This is a genomic window from Flavobacteriales bacterium, assembly GCA_013214975.1.
In the GTDB taxonomy this organism is placed as follows: Bacteria; Bacteroidota; Bacteroidia; order DT-38; family DT-38; genus DT-38.
Genome location: JABSPR010000019.1, coordinates 1 through 24,743, shown reverse-complemented (window position 1 = coordinate 24,743; position 24,743 = coordinate 1). Strand labels below are relative to the sequence as shown.

Annotated in this window: 23 protein-coding genes and 1 pseudogene; 17 read left to right on the top strand and 7 right to left on the bottom strand. The window is 35.9% G+C overall.

Features of this window, described 5'->3' with window-relative positions:
- The 6 genes from HRT72_01175 to HRT72_01150 all read left to right on the top strand — a co-directional run bounded on the left by HRT72_01175 (window position 1) and on the right by HRT72_01150 (window position 5,498).
- A complete protein-coding gene (locus tag HRT72_01175; protein ID NQY66328.1) occupies window positions 1-720 on the top strand; it encodes a DUF4271 domain-containing protein in 720 nt (239 codons plus the stop codon).
- A gap of 72 nt (window positions 721-792) precedes the next feature.
- Entirely contained in the window at window positions 793-1,539 is a 747-nt protein-coding gene (locus HRT72_01170; GenBank protein NQY66327.1) for a uroporphyrinogen-III synthase, read from the top strand.
- A 33-nt stretch (window positions 1,540-1,572) separates the two neighbouring features.
- Window positions 1,573-1,977, top strand: coding sequence for a ribonuclease P protein component (gene rnpA, locus HRT72_01165; GenBank protein ID NQY66326.1), 405 nt, complete (start codon window positions 1,573-1,575; stop codon window positions 1,975-1,977).
- Complete coding sequence (gene yidD / locus HRT72_01160; GenBank protein NQY66325.1) at window positions 1,961-2,182, top strand: membrane protein insertion efficiency factor YidD; 222 nt, start codon at window positions 1,961-1,963, stop codon at window positions 2,180-2,182. The genes rnpA and yidD overlap by 17 nt, the downstream gene beginning before the upstream one ends.
- Window positions 2,183-2,224: 42 nt before the next feature.
- A complete protein-coding gene (locus HRT72_01155) occupies window positions 2,225-3,889 on the top strand; it encodes a S41 family peptidase (protein ID NQY66324.1) in 1,665 nt (554 codons plus the stop codon).
- A gap of 334 nt (window positions 3,890-4,223) precedes the next feature.
- Window positions 4,224-5,498 (top strand): O-antigen ligase family protein, encoded by a 1,275-nt coding sequence (locus HRT72_01150; protein NQY66323.1) that lies wholly within the window; start codon window positions 4,224-4,226, stop codon window positions 5,496-5,498.
- Here HRT72_01150 and HRT72_01145 read toward each other — a convergent pair whose 3' ends face one another.
- Together HRT72_01145 and HRT72_01140 are read right to left on the bottom strand one after the other, a co-directional pair.
- A complete protein-coding gene (locus HRT72_01145) occupies window positions 5,499-6,245 on the bottom strand; it encodes a glycosyltransferase family 2 protein (protein ID NQY66322.1) in 747 nt (248 codons plus the stop codon).
- Between the two features lie 2 nt (window positions 6,246-6,247).
- Window positions 6,248-8,713 (bottom strand): bifunctional UDP-N-acetylmuramoyl-tripeptide:D-alanyl-D-alanine ligase/alanine racemase, encoded by a 2,466-nt coding sequence (locus tag HRT72_01140; GenBank protein NQY66321.1) that lies wholly within the window; start codon window positions 8,711-8,713, stop codon window positions 6,248-6,250.
- Between the two features lie 144 nt (window positions 8,714-8,857).
- On the opposite strand from HRT72_01140, the gene HRT72_01135 reads away from it, so the two are divergent.
- The 10 genes and pseudogenes from HRT72_01135 to recJ all read left to right on the top strand — a co-directional run bounded on the left by HRT72_01135 (window position 8,858) and on the right by recJ (window position 18,364).
- The gene (locus tag HRT72_01135; GenBank protein ID NQY66320.1) at window positions 8,858-9,529 is read left to right on the top strand and encodes a hypothetical protein; all 672 of its coding nucleotides are present in this window, start codon (window positions 8,858-8,860) and stop codon (window positions 9,527-9,529) included.
- A gap of 9 nt (window positions 9,530-9,538) precedes the next feature.
- Window positions 9,539-10,216 carry a 16S rRNA (cytidine(1402)-2'-O)-methyltransferase gene (gene rsmI, locus HRT72_01130; GenBank protein NQY66319.1) on the top strand — a complete coding sequence of 226 codons (678 nt, stop codon included), beginning with the start codon at window positions 9,539-9,541 and terminating at the stop codon, window positions 10,214-10,216.
- 200 nt (window positions 10,217-10,416) lie between these two features.
- Window positions 10,417-11,253 carry a hypothetical protein gene (locus tag HRT72_01125; GenBank protein ID NQY66318.1) on the top strand — a complete coding sequence of 279 codons (837 nt, stop codon included), beginning with the start codon at window positions 10,417-10,419 and terminating at the stop codon, window positions 11,251-11,253.
- A gap of 62 nt (window positions 11,254-11,315) precedes the next feature.
- A complete protein-coding gene (locus HRT72_01120) occupies window positions 11,316-11,789 on the top strand; it encodes a glutathione peroxidase (GenBank protein NQY66317.1) in 474 nt (157 codons plus the stop codon).
- Between the two features lie 61 nt (window positions 11,790-11,850).
- Window positions 11,851-12,297: a hypothetical protein gene (locus HRT72_01115; GenBank protein NQY66316.1), complete on the top strand. Its 447-nt coding sequence runs from the start codon at window positions 11,851-11,853 to the stop codon at window positions 12,295-12,297.
- 244 nt (window positions 12,298-12,541) lie between these two features.
- On the top strand, window positions 12,542-13,390 hold the full coding sequence (locus tag HRT72_01110; protein ID NQY66315.1) for a prephenate dehydratase: 849 nt from the start codon (window positions 12,542-12,544) through the stop codon (window positions 13,388-13,390).
- On the top strand, window positions 13,387-14,565 hold the full coding sequence (locus HRT72_01105; protein ID NQY66314.1) for an aminotransferase class I/II-fold pyridoxal phosphate-dependent enzyme: 1,179 nt from the start codon (window positions 13,387-13,389) through the stop codon (window positions 14,563-14,565). The genes HRT72_01110 and HRT72_01105 overlap by 4 nt, the downstream gene beginning before the upstream one ends.
- A 1-nt stretch (window position 14,566) precedes the next feature.
- Window positions 14,567-15,424: a prephenate dehydrogenase gene (locus HRT72_01100; protein ID NQY66313.1), complete on the top strand. Its 858-nt coding sequence runs from the start codon at window positions 14,567-14,569 to the stop codon at window positions 15,422-15,424.
- A gap of 5 nt (window positions 15,425-15,429) precedes the next feature.
- Entirely contained in the window at window positions 15,430-16,509 is a 1,080-nt protein-coding gene (locus HRT72_01095) for a bifunctional 3-deoxy-7-phosphoheptulonate synthase/chorismate mutase type II (GenBank protein ID NQY66312.1), read from the top strand.
- Window positions 16,510-16,643: 134 nt separating this feature from the next.
- Window positions 16,644-18,364: pseudogene (gene recJ, locus HRT72_01090) on the top strand (single-stranded-DNA-specific exonuclease RecJ).
- Here the strand turns inward: recJ and dnaG are convergent.
- Window positions 18,357-20,315 carry a DNA primase gene (gene dnaG / locus HRT72_01085; protein NQY66311.1) on the bottom strand — a complete coding sequence of 653 codons (1,959 nt, stop codon included), beginning with the start codon at window positions 20,313-20,315 and terminating at the stop codon, window positions 18,357-18,359. The pseudogene recJ and the gene dnaG overlap by 8 nt on opposite strands.
- 79 nt (window positions 20,316-20,394) lie before the next feature.
- Window positions 20,395-21,381, bottom strand: a complete 987-nt coding sequence (locus HRT72_01080; protein NQY66310.1) for a polyprenyl synthetase family protein — start codon at window positions 21,379-21,381, stop codon at window positions 20,395-20,397.
- A 55-nt stretch (window positions 21,382-21,436) separates the two neighbouring features.
- Here HRT72_01080 and HRT72_01075 point away from each other — a divergent pair, with 55 nt between their 5' ends.
- Window positions 21,437-22,609 (top strand): amidohydrolase family protein, encoded by a 1,173-nt coding sequence (locus tag HRT72_01075; GenBank protein NQY66309.1) that lies wholly within the window; start codon window positions 21,437-21,439, stop codon window positions 22,607-22,609.
- On the opposite strand, the gene HRT72_01070 is transcribed toward HRT72_01075, so the two are convergent.
- The 3 genes from HRT72_01070 to HRT72_01060 form a co-directional block, all read right to left on the bottom strand.
- Window positions 22,596-23,264 (bottom strand): 2-C-methyl-D-erythritol 4-phosphate cytidylyltransferase, encoded by a 669-nt coding sequence (locus HRT72_01070; GenBank protein NQY66308.1) that lies wholly within the window; start codon window positions 23,262-23,264, stop codon window positions 22,596-22,598. The two genes, HRT72_01075 and HRT72_01070, sit on opposite strands and share 14 nt — an antisense overlap.
- A gap of 7 nt (window positions 23,265-23,271) precedes the next feature.
- The gene (gene queA / locus HRT72_01065; GenBank protein NQY66307.1) at window positions 23,272-24,318 is read right to left on the bottom strand and encodes a tRNA preQ1(34) S-adenosylmethionine ribosyltransferase-isomerase QueA; all 1,047 of its coding nucleotides are present in this window, start codon (window positions 24,316-24,318) and stop codon (window positions 23,272-23,274) included.
- Between the two features lie 98 nt (window positions 24,319-24,416).
- Window positions 24,417-24,743, bottom strand: a 327-nt coding sequence (locus tag HRT72_01060; GenBank protein NQY66306.1) for a tRNA pseudouridine(55) synthase, incomplete at its 5' end; no start/stop codon positions are given.

Below are 24,743 nucleotides of genomic sequence, written 5' to 3'. Positions count from 1 at the left end.
ATGAGTATACTTCTAGTAAAATCAATTTCCCATTTAGTTCTTCTACTTAATATTATTCCTATAGAGCGATTAGAAAGAAATCATACTTGGGAAATAGTTCTAGTCGTTGTTCTGATGTTTGCTTTAGCGGTCATCAATATCTTTTGGAATAAAAAAGTGTCTCAGATTATAAGAGCTTTTGCAAGTATTACCCAAACTAATCTTCTTATGAAGGAAGAGAATATCTTGTATCGATCGGGGATTATTATCATTAACATTCTTTTTCTTTTCTGTATTTCTTTCTTTCTTTTTAAGTCGGCACTTCATTTCGAAATGCATTTTGTACACGATAATTTATTATCCTATATAGAAATACTGGTAATTGTAACGCTAGTTTTTAGTGTCAAAACGTTAACATTAAGAGTCACAGGTATAATATTTAAGTCGGAAGAGCTTTTCGAAAAGTGCAACTTCAACCTGTTTTTATTAAACAATGTTTTAGGATTGGCGATGTTACCTGTATTGGTGGGTATATCATTCTTTAATCTTTTCAATCCAGTTCTTTTCATTTACCTCGGAATAGGAATTATAGTCTTCTTTTACTTTTACCTTCTTTTTCGGGGATATAGTATAAGTAGAGTAGACCATCGTGTGTCTCTATTATATATTATTTTGTATATTTGCACCCTCGAAATTTTACCCTTAGTGGTTCTTTCTAAAGTGATTAAGGACAGCGTTTAGAAAGGGATAAGGAGAAAGTAACAAATTCGAGAATTAGTAGAAAAAGAGAAACCAACAAAGTATATCTGCATTTTGAAAGTAAAAACTATACTGGTATCGCAACCAAAGCCCGAAGGAGACAAATCACCTTATTTTGATTTAGGCGATAAGCACAAGCTGAAAATCGATTTCAGACCTTTTATTCACATTGAAGGTGTTTCAATCAAAGAGTTTAGACAAACAAAGCTGAATATTTCGGATTACACCGCAATTATATTTACAAGCCGTAACGCTGTTGATCATTTCTTTAGAGTATCTGAGGAGATGAGAATTCCTATTCCGAGTACGCTCAAATACTTTTGTATATCTGAATCTACCGCATTCTACTTGCAGAAGTACGTTGTATATAGAAAGAGAAAAATATTTTATGGCAAATCATCTTTCAATGATTTGATAGACATAATTAAAAAGCACAAGGATAATAAGTTCCTTATGCCTTGTTCGGACATTCATAAGCAAGAGTATCAAGACATATTAAAAGCGAATGAAATAGATTACAGCAATACTATTCTTTATAGAACTGTAGCGAGTGATTTATCAGACTTGGCAGATCTTAAGTATGATATGCTTGTTTTCTTTAGTCCATCTGGAGTGAAATCGTTGTTTAAGAATTTTCCAGAGTTCGAACAGAAGAAAACGTGTATTGCAACCTTTGGAGCAACAACTGCAAAAGCGGCTAAGGATGCAGGTCTTACTCTAAATGTTGAGGCACCTATGCCAAATGCTCCTTCAATGACTATGGCGATAGATAAATTTGTAGTCGCTTCTAATAAGAAGTAATTAGACTTCTTAATTAGTACAAATCTGGCAGCTATGTTAGATAAACGAAAAAGGGCAACCTTTAAAAAATCAGAAAGGCTTAAAAGCAAGAAGCTTATATCCGAAGTTTTTAAAAAAAACCAGACTTTTAGACAAGACTCAGTTCGGTTATTTTGGATGAATGCGGAGATCGATTCGGATTATCCTGTGCAAATATGCATCAGCATTCCGAAAAGGAATGTAAAGAAGGCTGTTCATAGAAACACAATCAAAAGAAAAATTAAAGAGGCATATAGAAAGAATAAATCGATTCTATATGATTATCTTGAACCAAAGGGTGTCAAGTGTGCCTTAATGTTGATTTATTTAGATAATAATGTCCCAACTTACGAGCACGTTGAACGTAAAATAGTTTTAACTTTAGAACGTTTAGTGGTGGAGCATGAGAAAAATACTTAGTATTCTTTTAATCTTAATCGTGAGGGCTTATCAGTTTTTAATATCTCCTTTTTTTGCTCCCTCTTGTAGATTTAGTCCTACATGTTCGGTATATAGCATTGATGCCATTAATAAACATGGTCCGATTAAAGGTTTAGGATTAACAATAAAAAGATTCAGTTCTTGTCATCCATGGGGAGGCAGTGGTTACGATCCGGTTAAGTAAGATTTAGGAATAAAAATTGCAATCAGGATATAAAATTTTAAAATGAAGAACATTAAAAACAAGCTAGTAGTACTTTTTATCTTTTGCGCATCGGTTTTTTCATATTCGTTTGTAGATGTGTATTTCGAAGCCTCTAAGAACTTAGATATATTCGCCACCCTTTTTAGAGAACTCAATATTTATTACGTCGACGAGACCAATCCTGGAGACTTAATGAAGAAGGGAATCGACGCAATGCTGAAGTCTTTGGATCCCTATACAAGTTATATACCCGAATCAGATATTGAAGATTATAAGATTGCTACCACTGGACAGTATGGAGGGATTGGGGCACTAATTCGGAAGAAAGATGAATACATTATGATTGCTGATCCTTATGAAGGGTTTGCTGCAGATAAAGCAGGTTTAAAAGCAGGTGATGTTATAGTGGAGGTAGATGGAGAATCGATAAAATCTAAGAATAGCACTATTGTTAGTTCAATGTTAAAAGGACAACCGGGCACGGATGTTAAAGTTAGGGTTGAGAGATTTGGTCAGAAAGAGTTGCTAGAGCTTAAGATTACTCGAGAAGAAATTAAAATAGGATCGGTACCGCATTCTGGTGTTATGGATGGGGATGTAGGTTATATTAAATTGAACAGTTTCACACCCGAAGCGTCGGATGATATTGTTGCCGCGTTCACTAAGTTACAAGAGCAAGATATTAAGTACATGATTCTTGATTTAAGAGATAATCCAGGTGGCTTGTTAAGAGAGGCCATCGATGTATGCAATATTTTCATTGAGAAGGGAGAAGAAATTCTCAATACTAGAAGTAAAGTTAAAGAATGGGATAAGTCATATCGTGCGTTAAATATGGCAATGGACGTTGAAATCCCATTGGTAGTACTAATAAGTAGAGGTTCTGCTTCAGCATCTGAAATTGTTGCTGGAACTGTTCAGGATTTAGATAGAGGAATAGTAATTGGACAAAGAAGTTTTGGAAAAGGACTAGTTCAAACAACAAGACCTCTTAGTTATAATAGCCAACTTAAAGTAACTACTGCCAAATATTATACCCCAAGTGGAAGATGTATACAGGCTCTAGATTACTCAAATAGAAATGACGATGGAAGTGCTGGGCGTATTGCAGATTCTTTGATGACAGAATTTAAAACCGTTGGAGGTAGATCTGTTTTTGATGGAGGAGGAATAGAACCAGATATTAATATTGTGGTCCCGAAGTATAGCAATGTTATAAAGAGTATAGTTGGTAATCAATTAATCTTTGATTTTGCAACAGAGTATTATTACGGACATCAGAATGATAATATGAAAAGTAATTTTACTATATCGGATGAAGATTACAAGGCGTTCGAAAAATTTCTTGAGGATAAAGAGTATGATTATGATTCGGAGAGCGCTGATTTGATTGAAGAATTGGAGGAATTAGCGAAAAAGGAAGAAGCTTATGAAGCTGTTAAAACAGAATTTGAAGGTCTTCGAAAAATTTTGATCAGAGATAAGTCTCAAGATTTACTAATACATAAGGAAGAAATTTCTGAGTTTATAAATCAAGAAATTGTTTCGAGGTACTTGTATCAAAAGGGTAGGATTCAATCTACCTTGTTAGTAGATAATGAGATTGAAGTAGCGATTGCTACATTAAAGAATAAAAAGAAGTACTCTGATATTCTTACAGTTTCAAACACAGAAGAGAAGAAGTAATATCCCTTCTATAAAATCGTTTTAAAGAGACGATAAATTCGTGTACCAATTGTTAAGTAAGCAAAACATCCATCGAAAGACATACTTACTAGGCCTATTTATAGTAATAATAGGCCTGCCTTCCTCTAAATTTTTAATGAGTGTAGGCCAGATATTACTGTTGGCTAATTGGATTCTGGAATTTAATTATCTAGAAAGATTATCAAAGTTCTGGAATAGACAGGGAGCTAAATACCTGGCAGCTATTTTCTGTATTTGTTTTCTCGGTTTTCTTCACACCGAAGATATAGGTAGGGGAGTAAACATCATGCGGACAATGTTACCGGTTTTTCTGATGTCAATAATTATAGGTTCTTCAATCCCTTTGGATAAAAAGGAGTTCAACTTTTTGTCAGGTATATCTATTGCAACTGTTGTTTTTGTTACCATGCTTGGAATGTTTTCTTACTTGGGAATATTATTTGATCAGGCTGTGGGGGCACGTAAGATATCGTTGTTCATTTCGCATATCCGATTGAGTTTGATGATCATTACCGCAATATCAATGTTGGTTTATTATTTAGTTAAGTCAAAAATGGCTTTGTACAAATCGTTGTATTTCGGATGTATTATTTGGCTGCTGTATTTCTTAACTCTGCTTGAGTCCGTAACAGGGTTTCTAATGATAGGAGTTGGATTGGTTTCGGCGGGATTATTCTATTCTAAGGTTATTAAGAACCAACAATTGCGAATTGTAGCTATAAGTTTAGTAGTTATGATTCCCGTTTCTGCGTTAATATTTGCCGGAATCCAGTATAACAGCTTTAAGTTTAAAACAGGCATTGACTGGGATAAATTAGATAAGTATTCAGAGTCGGGAGAACGGTATATGCATAATAAAAAAACAGCCATATTCGAGAATGGAGCTTTTGTAGGGAATTATATTGCGATGGGTGAATTGCAAAAAGAATGGGGACAAAAAAGCAAGCTTGATATCAACGACTTGTCTTCTTCTGGATCTCGAATTAGGCCTGTGTTGATTCGATATTTATCCTCTAGAGGATTAAGAAAGGATTCTATTGGGGTTTCTAAATTATCTGATCTTGATATAAAGAATATAGAAGCTGGCTTCACAAATTATCTGTTTACCGAAAATGGAGGTTTCAGGAAAAGGTGGTACAATATAAAATGGCAGTTTGAAGCGTATTTGAATGGAGGTAACCCAAGTGGACATTCATTAACCCAAAGACTTGAATACTGGAGAAATGCTCTTCATGTAGTGAAAAAGAATCCATTTTTTGGGGTAGGAGTAGGAGATGCGCATCATGAAATACTTGATCAATATGAGTTGGATAATTCAGTGCTGAAGAGTAGATGGCAATTGCCAGCGCACAACCAATATTTAACAATAGCTATCCAAATAGGTTTGGTTGGTTTAATGTTGGTTACTTTCTGTTTTATACAATTATTTAAGATTGGAATACGAGAAAGGGCACCTCTGTTTACATTTCTAATTATTACTGTTTGTGTCTCTATGTTATTTGAAGATACTTTCTCAGTCCAGGCTGGATCTACCTATTTTGGTTTCTTAGCTAGCTTTCTTCTTCTAGGGTACAAGAAACCGGTATAATTATTTCTGTGCTCGGGAAAATTTATATTTCAGATATGTTCCTTTTGCAGCATAAAATGAAATAAGAAACCCTTTATAGCCATCCATGAATCCTAGCTTAACGATATAGGATTTAAAGAATTTGGAAAGAGGATTGAGGATTAATTTGAGTGTATGTGTTCTCTTCCCTTTTTTAATAATTTCTTTTGCCGCAATTTGGGCAAAGTATTGTATCCTTTCTTTATGGTCTTCGACTGTGTGGTAAGTGTAGTGCAATAGATCGCCTTGCAACCAACCCGCTTTTTTGTTATCGTGTAACTTAAAGCTATCGTGGGGATTTGTTCCTTGCCAACAACCTTTCCATTTTTTGAAAAGTCTCAATTTGGTATCCGGATACCAGCCACAAGTCTTTATCCATGTTCCACAGTAATTGTTCAGGCGATTTATTTCATATCCTTCTTCGGTCCAGTAATTTTTAACTTCAGCGATAGATTTTCGCAACATTGGAGTTACGGCTTCATCCGCATCGATAGATAATATGTGATCGAATTCGGTTTGGGTCCATGCGAAATTCTTTTGCTCTATGTGGCCTTCAAACTTGTTTTGAAGAAAACGAACTCCCTTTGCTTCACATATTTCTTTTGTCTTATCGGTAGAAAAGGAATCAATAATTAAGATTTCATCGGCGATATTTATAACCGAGTCAATACATCTTTCAATGTTCCTCTCCTCGTTATAAGTTATTATTACTACCGAAAGTTTAATCATAATTATTCTTGGTAATATACGCGTTTCACTCTTCTCGAAATATCGGTTAATACTTCATAAGGTATTGTATCCATTGCACTAGAATATTTTAGTATAGATAAGTTGGGTCCGAAAATTTCTACTTCATCACCTTCATTGGCGTCTATTTCTGTTATATCAATCATGGTCATGTCCATGCAAACATCACCTATACTTGGAGCTAGTTTGCCGTTCACAAACATATTACCTTTTCCTTTTCCAAAACTTCTGCGCAGCCCGTCGGCATAACCAATAGGAATCGTTGCAAGTGTAGTATCTCTTTTTAATAATCCATTTGTGCCATAACCAACTTTATCAGCAGACGAGACTCGTTTAATTTGAGAGATGGAGCTCTTTAAACTACTTGTTGGCAAGAGGTTTTTCTTTGCAATTGGATGGTTAGAAATACCATGTAATCCCATCCCGAGTCGGACCATGTCAAGTTGATATTCTGGAAAACGAACGATGCCATTCGTATTCAAAATGTGTCTAATAATTTCGCCACCCAGATGCTTCTTCAATTGAGAAGACATTTTGTCGAATAACTCATATTGTGTTTTGGAATGATCGTCTAATTTTTCATCGTCGCTTCCACTTAGGTGAGAGAATATTGATTTCACTTCTAGCTCCGGATGATTTTGAAGTATTGCTATCAATTCAGCGGTATCTTTTTCTTCAAACCCCAGGCGGTGCATACCCGAATCAATCTTTATATGAATTGGGATAGAGAAAGTGACACTGTTCGTTGAGTATGTAATCAGTTCATTCAATGTTTTTAAGCTGTAAATCTCTGGCTCAAGATTGTAATTTACCATTACGTTTATACTGTCATTTGCAGGATTCATCACCATAATGGGAATTCTAATTCCTGCTTTTCTGAGTTCTACTCCCTCGTCAACATATGCCACGGCGAGATAATCCACATTGTGATACTGAAGAATATTAGCAATCTCGAAACTGCCGCTTCCATATGAGAATGCCTTTACCACAACCATTAATTTGATCTTTGGTTTAAGTGATGCCTTGAAGTAGTTAAGATTGTTTGTTACGGCATTAAGGTCTATTTCAAGAATGGTGTTATGGGTTTTCTGCTGAAGGACTTTTTCTATTTTACTAAATGAAAAATTGAAAGCGCCTTTGAGCAAAATGGTTTCATTATTAAAAATATTGAGATCAATATCTTTTAAGAACTGTGTTGTGCTTGTATGAAATTCACAAGGACAGTTAAACAGGTTCTCATAACGAGAAATTGCTACACCTATTCCAATTAATCTGTCGATTCCCTTTCCATTAAGCAACGAAGCCACCTCTTTATATATTTGTTCTTCATCTTTGGATGTACACCTTATATCACTCAGAATAGCGACTTTTTTTGGATGTTGGTTCTGTTGATTTAGAAAATCTAACGCGATGTTGAGGGAGTTAATATCCAGATTGTAACTGTCGTTTACGATAGAACAATTATTAATACCCTCCTTCAATTGTAACCTCATCGCAACAGAAGGAAGAGAAATCATCCTTTCTTTTATTGTTGAGGAGTCCAAATTCAAATAAATTGCGACACACCAAGAATGAATTGCGTTTTCTATTGAACTTGGATCGATAAAGGGAACAGTGATTTCAATGGCTTGCTCATCGTATATTCCTGATATAATAGTCTTGTTTTCACCAATGCTCGTGTTAACGAATGATAGAGTGGCCTCTCCTAAAGTACTCCATGAAAAAGTATTTTTTCTATTTGAAATTGCTTTCTCTATTTCGATATGATCTTTACAATAGATTACTGTTTCAGTATTCTTAAAAAGTTGGAGCTTCTCCTGAATTTGTTGCGAAGTATTAGAGAAATTTTCTTCATGCATTTTACCGACGTTGGTGAAAACACCAATTGTAGGTCGAATTATTCTTTCCAAGAGATCCATCTCATTTGACTGAGAAATACCTGCTTCGAATATTCCAATTTGATGCGCTTCAGAAATATTCCAAATCGAGATGGGTACACCTATTTGCGAGTTGTAGCTTTTGGGACTTCTTACCGTGTTTAGAGCAGTATCTAATAAGTGATTTATCCACTCTTTAACAATCGTTTTACCATAGCTTCCGGTAACACCAACTACAGGTAAATTAAAATTATCCCGATGGACTTGAGTTAGCTTATGAAGCGCTTCTAATGTATTATCAACTTTTAGAAAAACACTGTTGGGATAATTCTCTAAATCCTTTGGTAGAGAGGAAACCACAAATCCGCGGACTCCTTTTATATATGAACTTTCAATGTAATTGTGTCCATTGCTTTTCGCCGTTTCTAATGCAAAAAAGAGTGAGGCGGAGGGAAGAACAACTTTTCTACTATCAAACGTGAGATTGACAATGTCAATTTTTTCTTCTCCATGACATACCGCATCCATCATCTTTGCGACATCAAAAATGGAATAAGGTTTAGTACGATTCATTAGTAAGAAAAAACTTTCTGAGAGTATATAGACTAATTGTTAATTACTTCTCGTTTGGTAATTTAATTAATACCAAATTAGACTTTAAATTTAACGAAAATAGCGTAAGGCTATTGTAATCTGTCCCTTTCTGAATCGAATAAAATGAGTAATAAAGAGCTAATTCAAGAGCTTTATGTAGCATCCAATAAAATGGGTGAACTGTGTAGCGAAATTATTGTTAAAGATCTGAATATTGATGCGAATGTTCTTGCTGAAATTAAAGCAAGGATGGATATGATAATTCAGAAGTCAGATGAACTTCAGCCTAAAGTTGAAATTGTAACAGATTCTATAATTGAAAATATTCTGGACGTTATCGCGGAGACAGATCAAAAAGAAATAAATGAAGAAGCTGGAGAAGCATTAGAGGAAGTTGTAGAAAGTAAAGAAGAGCCAACTCAAGATGTAGTAAAAGAGGCGTTAAGTGAGATTATTTCTGAAGTTGAAAAAGAGGTCAGCTCCAATGGTAAGTCTCTTCATGAAAAAATACAAGGTGATAACTCTTCTAATTCGGTTGTAGATAAGCTACAGAGTAAGTCCATTTTGAGTATAGCTAAGAGTATCGACTTAAATGATTCCTTTGTTTTTATTAGTGAATTATTTAGCGGAGATAAAGAAAAATACAATAACTCAATAGAGCATTTAGATAGCTTGGCCGAGAAGAGGGAAGCAATTGATTACGTGAATACTTATTTAGCAACCGAACACAATTGGGATTCAGAAGCCGAATCAACAATCAAGTTTAAAGGTTTAATAGATCGTCGTTACGTTTAATCTATAGCAATGGGAAAATTATTTATTATTCCAACTCCCATCGGAAATCTTGACGATATCACCCTTCGTGCGATAAAAACGCTTAAGGAGGTAGATTACATTTTAGCTGAGGATACTCGGCATAGTGGAAAATTGCTAAAGCATTTGGATATTAAGAAGAGGATGGTTGCGCATCACATGCATAACGAACACCACACAGCAGAGAATTTAGTTGAGGCTATTAAGTCTGGAGATGTAATAGGATTAATTACGGATGCCGGAACGCCAATAATATCAGATCCAGGATTTTCATTGGCAAAAGCATGTGTAGATGCAGGTGTAGAGGTAGAATGTTTACCTGGCCCCACAGCTCTTATTCCGGCTTTAGTAAATTCTGGTTTGCCTGCAGATAAGTTTTGTTTTGAAGGCTTTTTGCCGGTGAAAAAAGGTCGACAAACCCGTTTAAAATTTCTTGCCGAGGAAACGCGAACAATGGTATTTTATGAATCTCCACATAGACTAATTAAATCGCTAACTCAATTTATTGAATACTTTGGGGAGGAACGAAAAGCTTGTGTATGTAGAGAGTTGTCTAAATTGTATGAAGAGAAAGTAACGGATACTCTGCCAAATTTACTAGCTCATTTTGAAGTCAAGAAGGTTAAGGGTGAAATCGTTTTGGTTGTTGAAGGAAAGAAAAATTCTTAAAATATTATCTGTTGAATTCTCAACGCGTTGAAGTACTAAATCTCAGTTTGATGATTGCCTCATTGGTTGTAGCATTCATCGTGCCTTTTCACTTATTCTTACTTACCTATGCTGTTCTAGGTCCTATACATTATATCACAGAAATAAGTTGGCTTAACGAACACGATTACTTTATCAAAGACCGAAAATAGATCCGGTATATGGCAGCCGTTACTTTCGCGATTGCATTTCCAGCTTTCCTATTTCTCCCAATTTTTGAAGAAGTTAGGAGTATACCTATGGTGGCTCTTTTAATTAATGGGCTAAAGCAAAACACCGATATTTTATTGCTAAGTACTTTCTTTTTCGCTATTGGATTAATCTATTTTAAAAAGCTTAAATATCTTATTGCTTTCTTAATTATTAGTGTGGTGTTAAGTAAATTGATCACGAAATATGTTCTGTTTTCCTACTTAATGGTGGGTATTTTTCTTCCTACAATAATACATGTCTATTTATTTACCATGTTGTTTATGATAGCTGGTACAATTAAATCAAAGAGTAAATTAGGTATGGTTGCAATCGGCGTATTGCTGTTGATCCCAATTATTATTTGGTTGTTTCCTATAGATCCAACTAATTATCTAGGAGAAAAAACGGTAGAAGCAATGTCGACAGTTCGCAATTTTCAGTTCATCACATTTATCGGAGAGAGATTGAGTGTTATGCAGAATGCTCAATTTATTCCATTAACGTCAGGTGCAGTTAAACTTCAAATTTTTATTGCTTTTAGTTACACCTACCATTACCTCAATTGGTTTTCAAAAACCTCTTTAATTGGCTGGAATCGTAATATCTCAAGGTCTAAAATTGCGCTGATAGTTTTGCTGTGGGTATCGTTAGTTGGGTTGTCGATCTATGATTATGAAGTAGGCTATTTGGTTCTTTATGGTTTTGCTATGTTGCATATTATATTTCCATTAAACATAGCTTGTATGAAAGAGGTTGGTAGTTACATCATCGGTAGAAGTTCGATAATAAAAAAGCCATCAGTATGAAATTATTATTAGTATTGCTGTTAGCTGTAATTTCTAGTTGTAATACGATAACAAAACAAAATATGGATGCTAGTGAATGGTATAAGCTGGATGTAGCCTCAGCGGAAGGAGACAATCTTAAGATGATTGACTTTCAAGGGAAAGTTGTTTTGATCGTCAATACGGCTTCAAAGTGTGGGTATACGAAACAGCTGAATGCGTTTGAAGAACTTAATACAAAATATAAGGAGCGAGGATTAGTAATACTTGGTTTCCCATGTAATCAATTTGGAGAACAGGAACCTGAATCTAATGCGACAGTGGCAAAATGTTATTTTGATAACAATGGTGTTACTTTTCAACTCATGGAAAAAATTGAGGTGAATGGGGAAAATGCCCATCCAATTTATAATCTATTAACAAATAATGGGGAGGAGCCCATCAAATGGAATTTTACAAAGTTTTTAATTTCATTAGATGGCACGATTTTTAATCGCTTCTCATCAGTAATTGAACCGAAAGAATTAGAGACAACTATTGAAAAGTTACTGAACTAATCTTCACGACTTATTCTAAGCGTGATTAATCATTATCTTTATAGAGATTTAAAAAAGCAGTATGAAATATTTTTTTCCAGTAGTAGCGATATTAGGGTTACTTATTTTTTTTGGATGTAAAAAGAAGAAATCAGAAGGGCCAGAAACAATTACGGTATTTGATACAATTACAATTAGAGACACAGTTGTACAGATAGATACTATTTTACTTCAGCCAATAAAGGCAGGTGTAGTTGTATCTGGTACGCAGCAGGCTTATACTACAGAATGGGCAAAATTCCTTACGGTAAACTACGATTTTCATAATGTGGGTGAAATACATATCACCTTTGCTGCTGTTGATTTCAGTGTTACAACAATGGATGGATCTATTTATGAAGGTGCAGCTTACCCGGTAGATTCTGAGACAGGCCTTTTTGCTTATACAAGTGTTTCTAACACTACATACATTGATGTTGAAAATAAGGAAGTAGAATCTATCTCAATATCTTCTTATCATGTGGAATAGGACGATCCTAATAAATTAACAGAAACACGATTCTGTTGGATTTGTAAGCAATTTGTTTAATAAAATTAAAAGGTGTTTCTTTGCGAGCTCTCAATTAAAAAGAGAAATGATGAATAACGGTAACACTTTTTACTTCTTTTATTACTACGGAACCCAAACCGGGATCTGAAGGAGAAGTAGTACCAACTAATCATCCAGATGTTCCCGGTCGCATACAGCGAGTGGGATTTTTTTTTATAAGTAAGTGAGTAAGAAAATTAAAATAGCGATACAAGGAGTAAAGGCGTCATTTCACGATATCGTTGCTAGAAGATATTTTGGTAACGACATTGAAGTAGATGAATGCGATACGTTTCGCGACGTATGTGAATCCTTAAAGAACGATGATTGCGATGCCGCTGTTATGGCAATTGAGAATACATTGGCTGGAACTCTTTTGCCTAATTATAGCTTGCTTCAGGAATATGGATTGCATGTTATTGGAGAGATGAACCACCACATTCAAATGTGCTTAATGGCACAAGAAAATGTAGAGATTAAGGATTTGAAGTTTGTGATGTCGCATCCGATTGCAATAGCACAATGTGCTAAATTCTTAAATGGCTTTAAGCACTTTAAGGTTATGGATGTTCAAGATACTGCTGGATCTGCAAAGGCTATTAAAGAGGATAACTTGATGGACTCCGCTGCTATTGCTAGTGAGCAAGCTGCAAAGGCTTATGGCCTTTCTATTATTCAAAGGAATATAGAGACGAATAAGCTCAATTATACTCGTTTCCTTGTGTTGAAGAAGGATAAACAAGGTAAGATTGATGGAGCAAATAAGACGTCATTGCATTTCGAATTATTACATGAAGTTGGAAGTCTTGCTAGTGTGTTAAGCATCTTCAACGACAATGGAATAAACCTTAGTAAAATTCAGTCAATTCCGATTATTGGGAAACCATTTGAATTCACTTTTATTTTGGATTTGCTTTGGGATGATGAAGAAAACTACAGACAAACGATAAATAAATTGGAAGGCATGGTGGCCAATTTAAGTGTGTTGGGAGAATATGTGCATGCAGATTTTAAAATAGATGCAACGTCATGATTATTAATCAAGCAAATAGGCTAAACGATGTGAAGGAGTACTACTTCTCTACAAAGTTGCAAGAGATAGCTAAGATGCGCTCAAGTGGATTGAACGTTTTGAATCTAGGGATTGGAAGTCCAGATTTGGCTCCTTCCGAAGCAACCGTTAATGCACTTATTGATGCGGCTAAGGATTCTAAGAATCATGCATACCAACCTTATAGAGGTATAAATGAATTAAGAGAAGGCATAGCGAACTGGTATAAATTAACATTTGGAGCGGAGATTAATCTAGTTAATGAGATACTTCCACTCATTGGATCCAAAGAAGGAATCATGCACATTTCAATGGCATTTTTGAATGATGGAGATGAGGTATTAATACCTAATCCGGGTTATCCGACTTACTCTTCGGTGAGTAAATTGGTGGGAGCAGAGATTATTGAATACGCTCTTAATGAGGACGACAATTGGGCTCCAGATTTTGAGGCATTAGAGCAATTGGATTTATCGAAAGTGAAAATAATGTGGGTTAACTACCCTAATATGCCAACTGGAGCGGCAGCATCTGATGAGGTTTTTGAAAAACTGATTGACTTCGGTGCTAAGCATCAAATATTAATCTGTAATGATAATCCTTACAGTTTGGTACTTAATGTTGACCCACCAAAAAGCATTTTATCTTTTACAGGAGCAAAAGAAGTTGCTATTGAATTGAATTCATTAAGCAAGTCGCACAACATGGCAGGCTGGAGAATAGGATGGGTTTCTGGTAATTCAGAGTACATTAATACGATTGTAAAGGTTAAATCAAATATGGATTCGGGCATGTTTCTTCCGTTACAAAAAGCAGCTGTGGAGGCTTTGAATAATAGTGAAGCTTGGCATTCTGACAGAAATGACGTTTACCGTGAGAGACGAGAAACAGCTTGGGAAATATTAGAGACTATTGGTTGCTCTTTTGATAAAGATCAAGTTGGGATGTTTGTTTGGGCTAAAGTAGGAGTAGATGTAAAAGATGTTGAAGAGTTTGTAGATGTATTTTTACAAGAGGCAAATGTGTTTATTACGCCTGGATTTATATTCGGATCGAAAGGAGAAGGGTATGTAAGAATTTCGCTTTGTAGTAGTACTGTAGTATTACAAGAAGCGCTTGGAAGAATAAAAAAAGTAATGGAAAGTAAACTACTGTAGCATGAAAGTAGGAGTTATTGGTTTAGGTTTAATAGGCGGTTCGCTTGCAATAAGTTTGAAAAAGAACGGTGTTGCTTCGAGTGTAATTGGTATGGATTCCAATGACACGAATGCAAATAGAGCACTTGAACTAGGACTCATATCCAAAGTATCTTCTTTAAATGAAATGGTTACTTCTTGTGATCTTGTGATATTAGCTATTCCGGTAGACGCAGCTCGAATAGTTTTAAAAGATGCGCTGGATACTATTTCGGGAGAAACAGTAATCATGGATATGGGATCTACCAAAGCAGGAATTTGTGAATCGATATCTAATCATCCAAACAGAAAGAATTACGTTGCAGCTCATCCAATTGCAGGTACAGAATTCTCTGGTCCAGATGCGGCAATCCCGAATCTCTTTAACGAAAAAGTAACGATTATCTGCGAGGCGGAGAAAGCTGACCAAACCTTACTCTCACGGGTAGAGTCAATGTACTCTTCTCTTAATATGCGTGTTGTGCACATGTCGGCCGAGGAGCACGACTTACACATGGCTTATGTATCGCATTTGTCGCACATTAGCTCGTTTGCATTGAGTACTACGGTTTTGGACAAAGAGAAGGATGAAAAGACTATTTTTGACCTCGCTGGTAGCGGATTTGAGTCTACCGTGAGGCTAGCAAAGAGTTCACCCGAGATGTGGGGGCCTATTTTCAGGCAAAATGCGAAGAATGTTTCTCAAGCATTAGGAACTTACATTGAGCACCTTACTAGAGTAAAAGAAATGATGGACAATGGCGAGGAGGAGAAGTTGAAAGAAATGATGGAGGATGCGAATGGCATCAAGAAAATATTAAACGGAATAAATAACAATTAGAAAGAATGGAATTGAATATTACACCAATGAGCGAATGGCTTCCAAATGTAAAGGAGCCTCTAATTATCGCAGGACCATGTAGCGCAGAACATGAAGAACAAGTATTATCTACTTGTCGTGAAATAGCAGCTTTAGGAAAAGTAGATGTTTTAAGAGCTGGAATCTGGAAACCAAGAACTCGACCAAATTGTTTTGAAGGAATTGGTGAAATAGGTTTAGAATGGTTAGCGAAAGCTAAAAAAGAAACGGGTTTGTTAACTACTACAGAGGTAGCAACTCCAGAGCATGTTGAGCTTTGTTTAAAGCATGGTGTAGATATCCTTTGGATTGGTGCAAGAACAACGGTTAATCCTTTTTCTGTACAAGCAATTGCTGATGCATTGAAAGGTGTTGATATTCCTGTATTGATTAAGAACCCGATTAATCCTGATTACCAGTTGTGGTTAGGTGCTATGGAAAGAATCAACTTAGCTGGTATTACTAAGATAGGTGCTATACACAGAGGGTTCTCATCTGCAGAGAAGTCTCCGTTCAGAAACATCCCAGGATGGAACATGGCAATTGAGTTGAAGAGAAATTATCCACAAATTCCTATTATCAACGATCCAAGTCACATTGCTGGTAACAGAGATTTGATTCCTTACGTTTCGCAAAAAGCGTTGGATTTAGATCTAGATGGTTTGATGATAGAAACTCATATTCAACCAAGTGTTGCATTGAGTGATGCTGCTCAGCAAGTAACTCCAGAGAGATTAGGTGAAATTTTGAATGAATTGAAAGTAAGAGAAACGTCTTCAGACAATCAAGAATTTACAGATCAATTGGCGATTCTTAGAAAAGACATTGATGAGTTAGATGAAGAGATCGTGCAAAAACTTTCTACTAGAATGAAAATCGCTCAGAAAATTGGCGAATTCAAGAGAGACAATGAAGTAACAATTCTTCAAATGAGTAGATGGGAAGAGATCGTTGAGAAAAGAGTTTCTTTAGGAAAGGCTCTTGGATTAGATGAGAAATTCACCAAAGAGATGTATCAAAAAATACATAGCGAGTCTATCAGAATGCAAGAAGAGATTAAGAAATAATTGATTCTGAAATCAACAAAAAAAGCGTGATCTAGAAATAGATCACGCTTTTTTTGTTGATGGATTATAGGTAACATGACTAAATCGTTGAGTCACTTGTTCTATTTTTATAGATCACATCTCAAAAGAATATTATGGCTAAACGTTGGACAATAAAGGAACCTGGTAATCAAGAAACCATTGATTTACTAAAGACTGAATTAGGGATTGATTCGGTGTTGGCTAACCTTTTGGTACAACGAGGGTAAATTCATTTGAAGAGGCCAAGAATTTTTTTCGCCCTAGCATTAACGATCTTCATGATCCGTTCTTGATGAAGGATATGGATATTGCGGTAGAGAGATTGCAAACAGCCATTCAGAGTAATGAGAAAATTTTAGTCTATGGAGATTACGATGTGGATGGTACCACTGCTGTTTCTATGATGTATTCCTTTTTGAGATCTGTTTATTCGGATAATTTAGCACAACTCAATTATTACATTCCAGATCGATATAAAGAAGGCTATGGCATTTCTCAAATAGGCATAGACTATGCAAGAGATAATGGCTATACATTAATTGTCTGTTTAGATTGTGGAATTAAAAGCATCAAAGAAATCGCTTATGCTAAAGAGCAGGGAGTAGAATTTATTGTTTGTGACCATCATTTGGCTGGAGAAGAACTTCCTGTAGCAGTTGCATTGTTAGACCCCAAGAGACCGCAATGTAATTATCCATTTGAAGAATTATGCGGGGCTGGTGTCGGATTTAAACTGATACAGGCTTATGCAATCAAGAATGATATCTCTTTTGAGAAACTACATGTCTATTTGGATTTGGTATCGATAGCGATAGCAGCCGACATTGTGCCAATTGTTGATGAGAATAGAATTTTGTGCTTTCATGGTTTGAAAGAAATAAACGACAATACCCGAATTGGAGTTAAGGCAATATTGAATACGAATAATGTTCGTCGACCTATTAATGTGGGGAATGTTGTTTTTGTAATAGCACCTCGGATTAATGCAGCAGGAAGAATAACAAGCGGAAGATTAGCAGTTCAATTAATGACTTCTACGACGATGGAGGAGGCCGAGGGCTATTGTGCTCAAATCAATATTAATAATACTGATCGAAGGGATTTAGATAAGTCGATTACGGCTGAAGCACTAGCAATGATTGCGGAAGAGGGGAAGGTTGACAATAGATCGACGGTATTATTTCAAGAGAATTGGCATAAAGGAGTTGTTGGTATCGTTGCATCTAGGGTAATCGAAAAGCATTACAAGCCAACGATTATCTTAACCGAGTCAAATGGATTTTGTGTTGGATCTGCAAGGAGTGTAAAAGGCTTTGATGTCCACGAGGCAATTAGTTCTTGTTCGGAATTGCTAGAGCAATATGGCGGTCACAAGTATGCTGCTGGCTTATCTCTTAAGCGAGAAAACTTGGATGCTTTTATCGCCAAGTTTGAAAATGAGGTAAGCTCTAAAATCGAAGAACATATGTTAACCGAAGAGGTTGTTATCGATTCTGAAATAAATCTAGAAAAGATATCAGAGAAGTTTTATCGCATATTAAAACAGTTTGCTCCTTTTGGACCAGGGAATGCTAGTCCGGTTTTTAAAACGGCTGGCGTTAAAGATAGTGGCGATGCACGAAAAGTAGGGGAGATACATTTAAAGATGAATTTGTTTGAACCCGACAATAAGAAGAATTCTTTTGGGGCAATTGGGTTCAACCAAGGTCTACATCTAAATAAAGTTAGGAGTCAGAAACCATTTGATGTATGTTATAATATTGAAGAAAACGAATGGTTAGGCAAGGTTACCCTGCAAATGAATGTAAAGGATATGCAGTTTGAGACTACTTAATTATCACCCTAGTGAGCTCAGCAGATATTTGCTTTTGGGCTTCTGATAAGAGGATTTGGGTTTTCAGGAGGTCTTCAATATTTTCAGAACTAGATGGTTCTTTCATTTTTTCTTGATTGGCTAATATCAGAGCTTCAACCTGTTTCATCTTAAGCGAATTAATCGAGTTAACAACGGCTTTCTTAAGTGCTATTTCCTCTGTACTCACAACGATTTGATGACGTTCTTCCCAGTTTTTACTTAATGCGTATGCCGAAGACAATAAGTCCACGATAGTAGATGCTACATCCTTGTTTTTATGTTGAATAAAGAATTGTTCGGTTGGTAGGTCTTTACCTTCCGCTAATGCCTTTTCGTATTCTTGGATAATCATCTGATAGCCTTTAGGCTTAAAAATGATACCATCTTCTTGTAGGTCATTTATGATGTAATCGGCAATTCGATAAACAGTTTCTTCTTCTTCGCCGTCCTCGTTCAAGTCGAAGAAATGGATGTGTTTATCTCCGTAGTTAACCAATATTCTCATTAAATCTTTTTCTTGATACTCGGATGAAAATGAGCTTTCTTTTGCTTGTGGCGCTCTCTTAGGACGTAAGTCTACAACTTCTTCGTAGTGATCTCTTTCATTCGACTGTCGAGAGGACATGAACTTGTTACGTCTTATTTTTGCTACTTCCGTGAAAAGGGTTTCCTGTTCAACGTCTAAAACGTTCCAGCACATTTTAATGTACTCTTCCCTAATAATCCTATCCGGTATAATGGAAATTGTACTAGCAATGTCCTTTATCACTCCAGCTTTAGCAACAGGATCATTTTCGTTTCCTTCTAATAATAATTTCGATTTGAAAAGAACAAAATCCTTGCTGTTACTAGAAATGAAGTCTTTCATTCCTTCATTGCCTAATTTTTTTGCCTGAGAATCAGGATCTTCACCTTCTGGGAAAGTCACCACTTTCACATTTAGACCTTGCTCTAAGATCATATCAATTCCTCTAAATGAAGCTTTTATTCCCGCTGTATCTCCATCAAAAAGCATTGTGATATTATTAGAAAATCTCTTTATAAGGCCAATTTGTTCCACTGTTAGAGAAGTACCAGAGGAAGCAACTACATTTTCAATACCTACTTGGTGAAGAGAGATAACATCTGTATATCCTTCTACCAAATAACATAAATCGTTATTTATAATTGACTTTTTTGCGAAGTACATTCCATAAAGGACCTTGCTCTTAGAATAGATATCACTCTCAGGAGAGTTTACATATTTCGCGGCCTTTTTATCATTTTTTAGAGTTCTTCCCCCGAACCCTAATACCTTTCCGGTTAGATTATGGATAGGGAACATCACCCTTCCTTTAAATCTATCGAAGCTCCTTTCTTCTTTAGAGATGGTGAGACCTGTCTTAACCATGTTATCTAAGTTGTAACCGGCCTTAAGAGCAGTCTTAGTAAAAGCGTCAAAAGAGTCCATGCAATAACCAAGCTCGAACTTTTCGATCATCTCATCGTTCAGTTTTCTTTCTTTGAAGTAGCTTAAGCCAATAGACTTGCCTTCTATTGTTTTGTGAAGGTTTTCTTGAAAATTGGTATTCGCAAAATTTGTTACGATGAAAAGGCCTTCACGTTCAGTCTGTTTAAGAACCTCTTCAGGAGTCTGGTCTCTATCTTCTACTTCGATGTTGTATTTTTTAGCGAGGTGTCGAAGTGCTTCTGGGTAAGTGCAGTTTTCATGGTTCATGATGAAATTGACCGAATTTCCACCTTCGCCACAACCAAAACATTTATAAATACCTTTCGCTACAGAAACCGTAAAGGATGGAGTTTTCTCATCATGAAAAGGACAGTTTCCAATCATGTTAACACCTCTTTTCTTCAATTGAACAAAATCACCAACTACCTCTTCAATCCGTGAGGTATTAAAGATTTTATCAATGGTTTCCTTTGGTATCATTAAGTTCTGTTAAAATAAATTGGGGGTTTCTAAGATAATCAATTACCAAACTAGTTGGTTGTTGATCGAGCAATTAGATTTATTTTTTTCTATTTACTGTATAGCGTACGAGTTTTTCCAGAGATGTTCTGGACTCGCTCTCAGGGAAGGAAGAAAGAACTTCAAGAGCTTTGTCCTTATACTCGTGCATCTTCTTTTCTGCGTAAGCAATTCCACCACTCTCATTTACAAAATCTATGGCTTCTTTAACTTTAGTTCTGTTCGTGTTGTAGTTCTTAATAATATTGATGATTCTCTTTTTGTCCGCTTTGTTGGCTGTGTTTAAAGCATGGATTAATGGAAGGGTCATTTTTCTTTCTTTAATGTCGATCCCAGTTGGCTTACCAATATCCTCGTAAGAACCGTAGTCGAATAAGTCATCTTTTATCTGAAAAGCGATACCAGTTAGTAAACCAAATTCTTGCATTCGTTCTACGTCTTCTCTTTTTCCACTTGAGGATGATGCTCCACATGCGCAACAAGATGCGATCAAGGAAGCGGTTTTCTTTGTGATGATATCAAAATAAACTGGTTCTTTGATATCTAAATTTCTGGCTTTTTCAATCTGTAATAATTCGCCCTCACTCATTTCTCTAACTGCTGTAGATACTATTTTTAACAATTCGAAATCTTCGTTATCCACTGATAGAAGGAGACCTCTCGAAAGTAAATAGTCACCAACTAGAACGGCGATTTTGTTTTTCCATAGCGCATTTATAGAGAAAAATCCACGTCGCTCGTTGGAGTCGTCGATTACATCGTCGTGAACTAGTGTGGCCGTATGAAGTAATTCTATTAGAGATGCTGCGCGATAAGTAGAGTCGTTGATTGACCCGACAGTTTTCGCGCAAAGAAATACAAAAATGGGTCGAAGCTGCTTGCCTTTCCTCTTTACAATATAATGTGTGATTTTGTCGAGTAATGCTACATTACTTTTCATGGAGTCTTTGAATTTTACTTCAAATTCCTTCATGTGCTCCACAACGGGTGCCTTTATTTCTTTAACTGTATTCTTACTGTCGGACATCGGTCAAAAGTACGATTTTATCGATTTCTAAAGTACATGTCTTACTTTTGAAACAATGAGGAAATTATCAGCCAATTACATTTATACTTTAACCGGTAATCCTATTTCTGAAGGGGTTGTAGTTGTGCATGAAGATGGATCAATAAACGATATTCTTAACAATAGAGAAGGGGTTGATGATATAGAGGTTTTCGATGGAGTTATTACGCCGGGGTTTATTAATACACATTGTCATTTGGAATTATCTTACCTCAAAGGTAAAGTTGAGGAGGGTCTGGGAATTGCTGAATTTATCTTGTCAGTGGAGGAATTTAAACAAGCATCTGATGAGGTAAAGTTAGATGCTATTAAAATGGCTAATATTGAGATGATAGAGAACGGTATTGTTGCCGTTGGTGATATTTCGAACACAAATATTTCTTTTTCAGAAAAGCAGAAGAGCAAGATTAGCTTCCATACTTTTATTGAGTTGTATGGATTTAATCCAGATTACGCGAAGGCTATTATCGATGGAGCTAAGGTTTTATCCAGAGAATTAATGACTCTAGATCTAGGTTGGTCGATAGCCCCACATTCACCCTATTCGGTTTCAAAAGCATTATTTGAGGAAATTATGGACATTGCGAATGGTGCTTATTTCCCTATGACTATTCATAATCAAGAGAGTGATGCTGAAAACGAAATGTTCTTAGAAGGTACAGGTAATTTGATGGAGATGAAGAAGAAGTTAGGTGCTGAGGTGTCATCATGGAAGAGTACAGGTAAGAGATCCATAGAGACTTCAATCAGGAATATGGCTTCAGAGAATAATCTACTTCTGGTTCACAATACATTTACCAATTTAGAAGATCTTCAATTTGCTGAGAGCAAGTCGGATTATTTATACTGGTGCATGTGTGTGAATGCAAATTGGTATATAGAAAGGGCGCTTCCGGATATATATATGTTCGAAGATGCTGGGGTAAGAATTACTTTGGGAACAGATAGTATAGCATCTAATTATTCGCTTTCGATATTGGATGAAATGAAGACAATATCTAAATACTACAAGGATGTATCTATCGAGAGCCTTCTTAATTGGGGATGTAAAAATGGGGCAGAATATCTTGGTTTAGAAAATCAACTGGGCACTTTAGAAGTTGGTAAAACTCCTGGTATTAATTTGATTTCGGGGCTAGAGGAAGACAATAAATTGAATTCGAAGAGTAAGGTAACTAAGCTCTATTAAGCAAAGCATTAGCGATCAGAAAGTCTTTTGGTAGTGTTATCTTGATGTTCTCATAATTTCCATCAACGAGGTTAATAGCATGTCCTTTAGCCTCTACAACACTTGCATCATCCGTAAACTCTTCCTGTGGAATTACATCGTATGCATTAAGCAGTTGATCGCTTTTAAAACATTGAGGTGTTTGAATTAATACAAATGACGAGCGATCTTTTGCCTCATTTCCATCTTTATCTTGTATTCGAATAGAGTCGTTTAAGGGAATACAAGGAACTGCATTTCCTTTTTCTACTGCCGTGTCAAATACAGATGATATAGTTTCTTGAGAAACCAATGGACGAACAGAATCATGAATGGCAATTAAAACATCCCCTTTTATAGCTGCCAATCCATTCTTTACTGATTCGAATCTGCTGGCACCACCAAAAATAATTTCGTGTTTGACGTTGAATACATGCCCTTGACAGAGCGTTTGCCAATGCGCATCGTATTTTCGATTTAATACAAGTATGATTCTAATACTGGAATCGTATGTATCGAATGCATTAATAGAATGCATCAGTATAGGTAAACCCTGTAATTCTTGAAATTGTTTTGGGATAGAAGAGTTCATGCGTTGCCCTTCACCTCCAGCAACTATAAGAACTACTTTCTCCATATTTTAATTAAATGATTAACATAGCATCTCCATAAGAGAACATGCCATATTTTTCTTTAATTGCTAGCTTGTAAGCTTTCATAGCAAAATCATAACCAGCAAATGCCGATACCATCATCAATAGAGTAGATTCTGGCATATGGAAGTTAGTGATCATTGCATTCGCAATACTGAATTCATAAGGAGGGAAAATGAATTTATGAGTCCAACCATCGTAAGGTTTTAAAGTACCTTCTGTAGATACTGAACTTTCGACAGCTCGCATTGTAGTTGTACCTACTGCACAAACTCTATGAGTTCGTTTATCGACAGAGTTAATAAGATCCGCATTTTCTTGTGTTATCTGCACTTCTTCCGATTCCATTTTATGCTTGGTAAGATCTTCCACCTCAACATTTCTAAAAGAACCTAATCCTGGGTGTAAAGTAACTTTTGCAAAGTCAACACCTTTAATCTCTAATTTCTTTAATAACTGCTTACTGAAATGTAATCCTGCAGTTGGTGCCGCCACAGCTCCTTCTACTTCTGCATAAACAGTTTGATATCTTTCCACATCTTCAGGCTCAGATTCTCTTTTGATATATTTTGGAAGAGGTGTTTCACCTAATTCATTGATTCTTTCTTTGAACTCTTCGTACGGTCCGTCAAATAAGAATCTTAAAGTTCTACCTCTTGATGTCGTATTATCGATTACCTCCGCTACTAATAAATCATCGCCGAAGTATAATTTATTACCAATTCTAATCTTTCTAGCTGGATCAACTAAAACGTCCCAAAGCTTACTTTCTCTGTTTAGTTCTCGAAGTAAGAAAACTTCAATTTTAGCTCCGGTTTTCTCTTTGTTACCATACAATCGAGCAGGAAATACTTTCGTATTGTTTAAAACCATTACGTCTCCTTCGTTGAAATAGTCTAGAACATCTTCAAACTTCTTGTGTTCAATAGTTTGCTCTTTTCTATTTAATACCATCAATCTTGATTGATCTCTGTCAGGATTAGGATATTCTGAGATTAGTTTTTCAGGGAAAGTGTATTTAAACTTCGATAACTTCATTAGGTCTTATTTTATTAACCAATTAGTGCCAAAATAGCGAGGCGCGAATATAAGGATTTTATTAATAATTAACCATTGAAATCCCGTATCTAAAGCTTCTACTCTGCCTCGATTTCTGGAAATTGTTTATCCAACATCGATTCAAATGTTTGAACGGAAATAGCGTCTTCAAGTTTCGATTTGTTAATCGCTGTTCGACAGAGGGATGTAAGATGTGAACCGCTTTTTAGCTTCTCTCCAAAATCGTTTGCAATCGACCGGATATATGTGCCCTTACTGCATTCGATTCTGAAAAAAACATTAGGCATTTCGATTTTCTCTACTATAAAAGATAAAATCTCTATTGATTTAGTTCCAGCATCAATCATTTCTCCTTTATGCGCTTTTTTATAAGCCCGCTCGCCATTTACCCATTTTGCAGAATA

Excerpts from the sequence above, each read along its gene's own strand:
- HRT72_01175 (NQY66328.1), top strand. The coding sequence starts at position 1 with ATGAGTATACTTCTAGTAAAATCAATTTCCCATTTAGTTCTTCTACTT.
- rnpA (NQY66326.1), top strand. The coding sequence starts at position 1,573 with ATGTTAGATAAACGAAAAAGGGCAACCTTTAAAAAATCAGAAAGGCTT.
- yidD (NQY66325.1), top strand. The coding sequence starts at position 1,961 with ATGAGAAAAATACTTAGTATTCTTTTAATCTTAATCGTGAGGGCTTAT.
- HRT72_01155 (NQY66324.1), top strand. The coding sequence starts at position 2,225 with ATGAAGAACATTAAAAACAAGCTAGTAGTACTTTTTATCTTTTGCGCA.
- HRT72_01150 (NQY66323.1), top strand. The coding sequence starts at position 4,224 with ATGTCAATAATTATAGGTTCTTCAATCCCTTTGGATAAAAAGGAGTTC.
- HRT72_01145 (NQY66322.1), bottom strand. The coding sequence starts at position 6,245 with ATGATTAAACTTTCGGTAGTAATAATAACTTATAACGAGGAGAGGAAC.
- HRT72_01140 (NQY66321.1), bottom strand. The coding sequence starts at position 8,713 with ATGAATCGTACTAAACCTTATTCCATTTTTGATGTCGCAAAGATGATG.
- HRT72_01135 (NQY66320.1), top strand. The coding sequence starts at position 8,858 with ATGAGTAATAAAGAGCTAATTCAAGAGCTTTATGTAGCATCCAATAAA.
- rsmI (NQY66319.1), top strand. The coding sequence starts at position 9,539 with ATGGGAAAATTATTTATTATTCCAACTCCCATCGGAAATCTTGACGAT.
- HRT72_01125 (NQY66318.1), top strand. The coding sequence starts at position 10,417 with ATGGCAGCCGTTACTTTCGCGATTGCATTTCCAGCTTTCCTATTTCTC.
- HRT72_01120 (NQY66317.1), top strand. The coding sequence starts at position 11,316 with ATGGATGCTAGTGAATGGTATAAGCTGGATGTAGCCTCAGCGGAAGGA.
- HRT72_01115 (NQY66316.1), top strand. The coding sequence starts at position 11,851 with ATGAAATATTTTTTTCCAGTAGTAGCGATATTAGGGTTACTTATTTTT.
- HRT72_01105 (NQY66314.1), top strand. The coding sequence starts at position 13,387 with ATGATTATTAATCAAGCAAATAGGCTAAACGATGTGAAGGAGTACTAC.
- HRT72_01100 (NQY66313.1), top strand. The coding sequence starts at position 14,567 with ATGAAAGTAGGAGTTATTGGTTTAGGTTTAATAGGCGGTTCGCTTGCA.
- HRT72_01095 (NQY66312.1), top strand. The coding sequence starts at position 15,430 with ATGGAATTGAATATTACACCAATGAGCGAATGGCTTCCAAATGTAAAG.
- dnaG (NQY66311.1), bottom strand. The coding sequence starts at position 20,315 with ATGATACCAAAGGAAACCATTGATAAAATCTTTAATACCTCACGGATT.
- HRT72_01080 (NQY66310.1), bottom strand. The coding sequence starts at position 21,381 with ATGTCCGACAGTAAGAATACAGTTAAAGAAATAAAGGCACCCGTTGTG.
- HRT72_01075 (NQY66309.1), top strand. The coding sequence starts at position 21,437 with ATGAGGAAATTATCAGCCAATTACATTTATACTTTAACCGGTAATCCT.
- HRT72_01070 (NQY66308.1), bottom strand. The coding sequence starts at position 23,264 with ATGGAGAAAGTAGTTCTTATAGTTGCTGGAGGTGAAGGGCAACGCATG.
- queA (NQY66307.1), bottom strand. The coding sequence starts at position 24,318 with ATGAAGTTATCGAAGTTTAAATACACTTTCCCTGAAAAACTAATCTCA.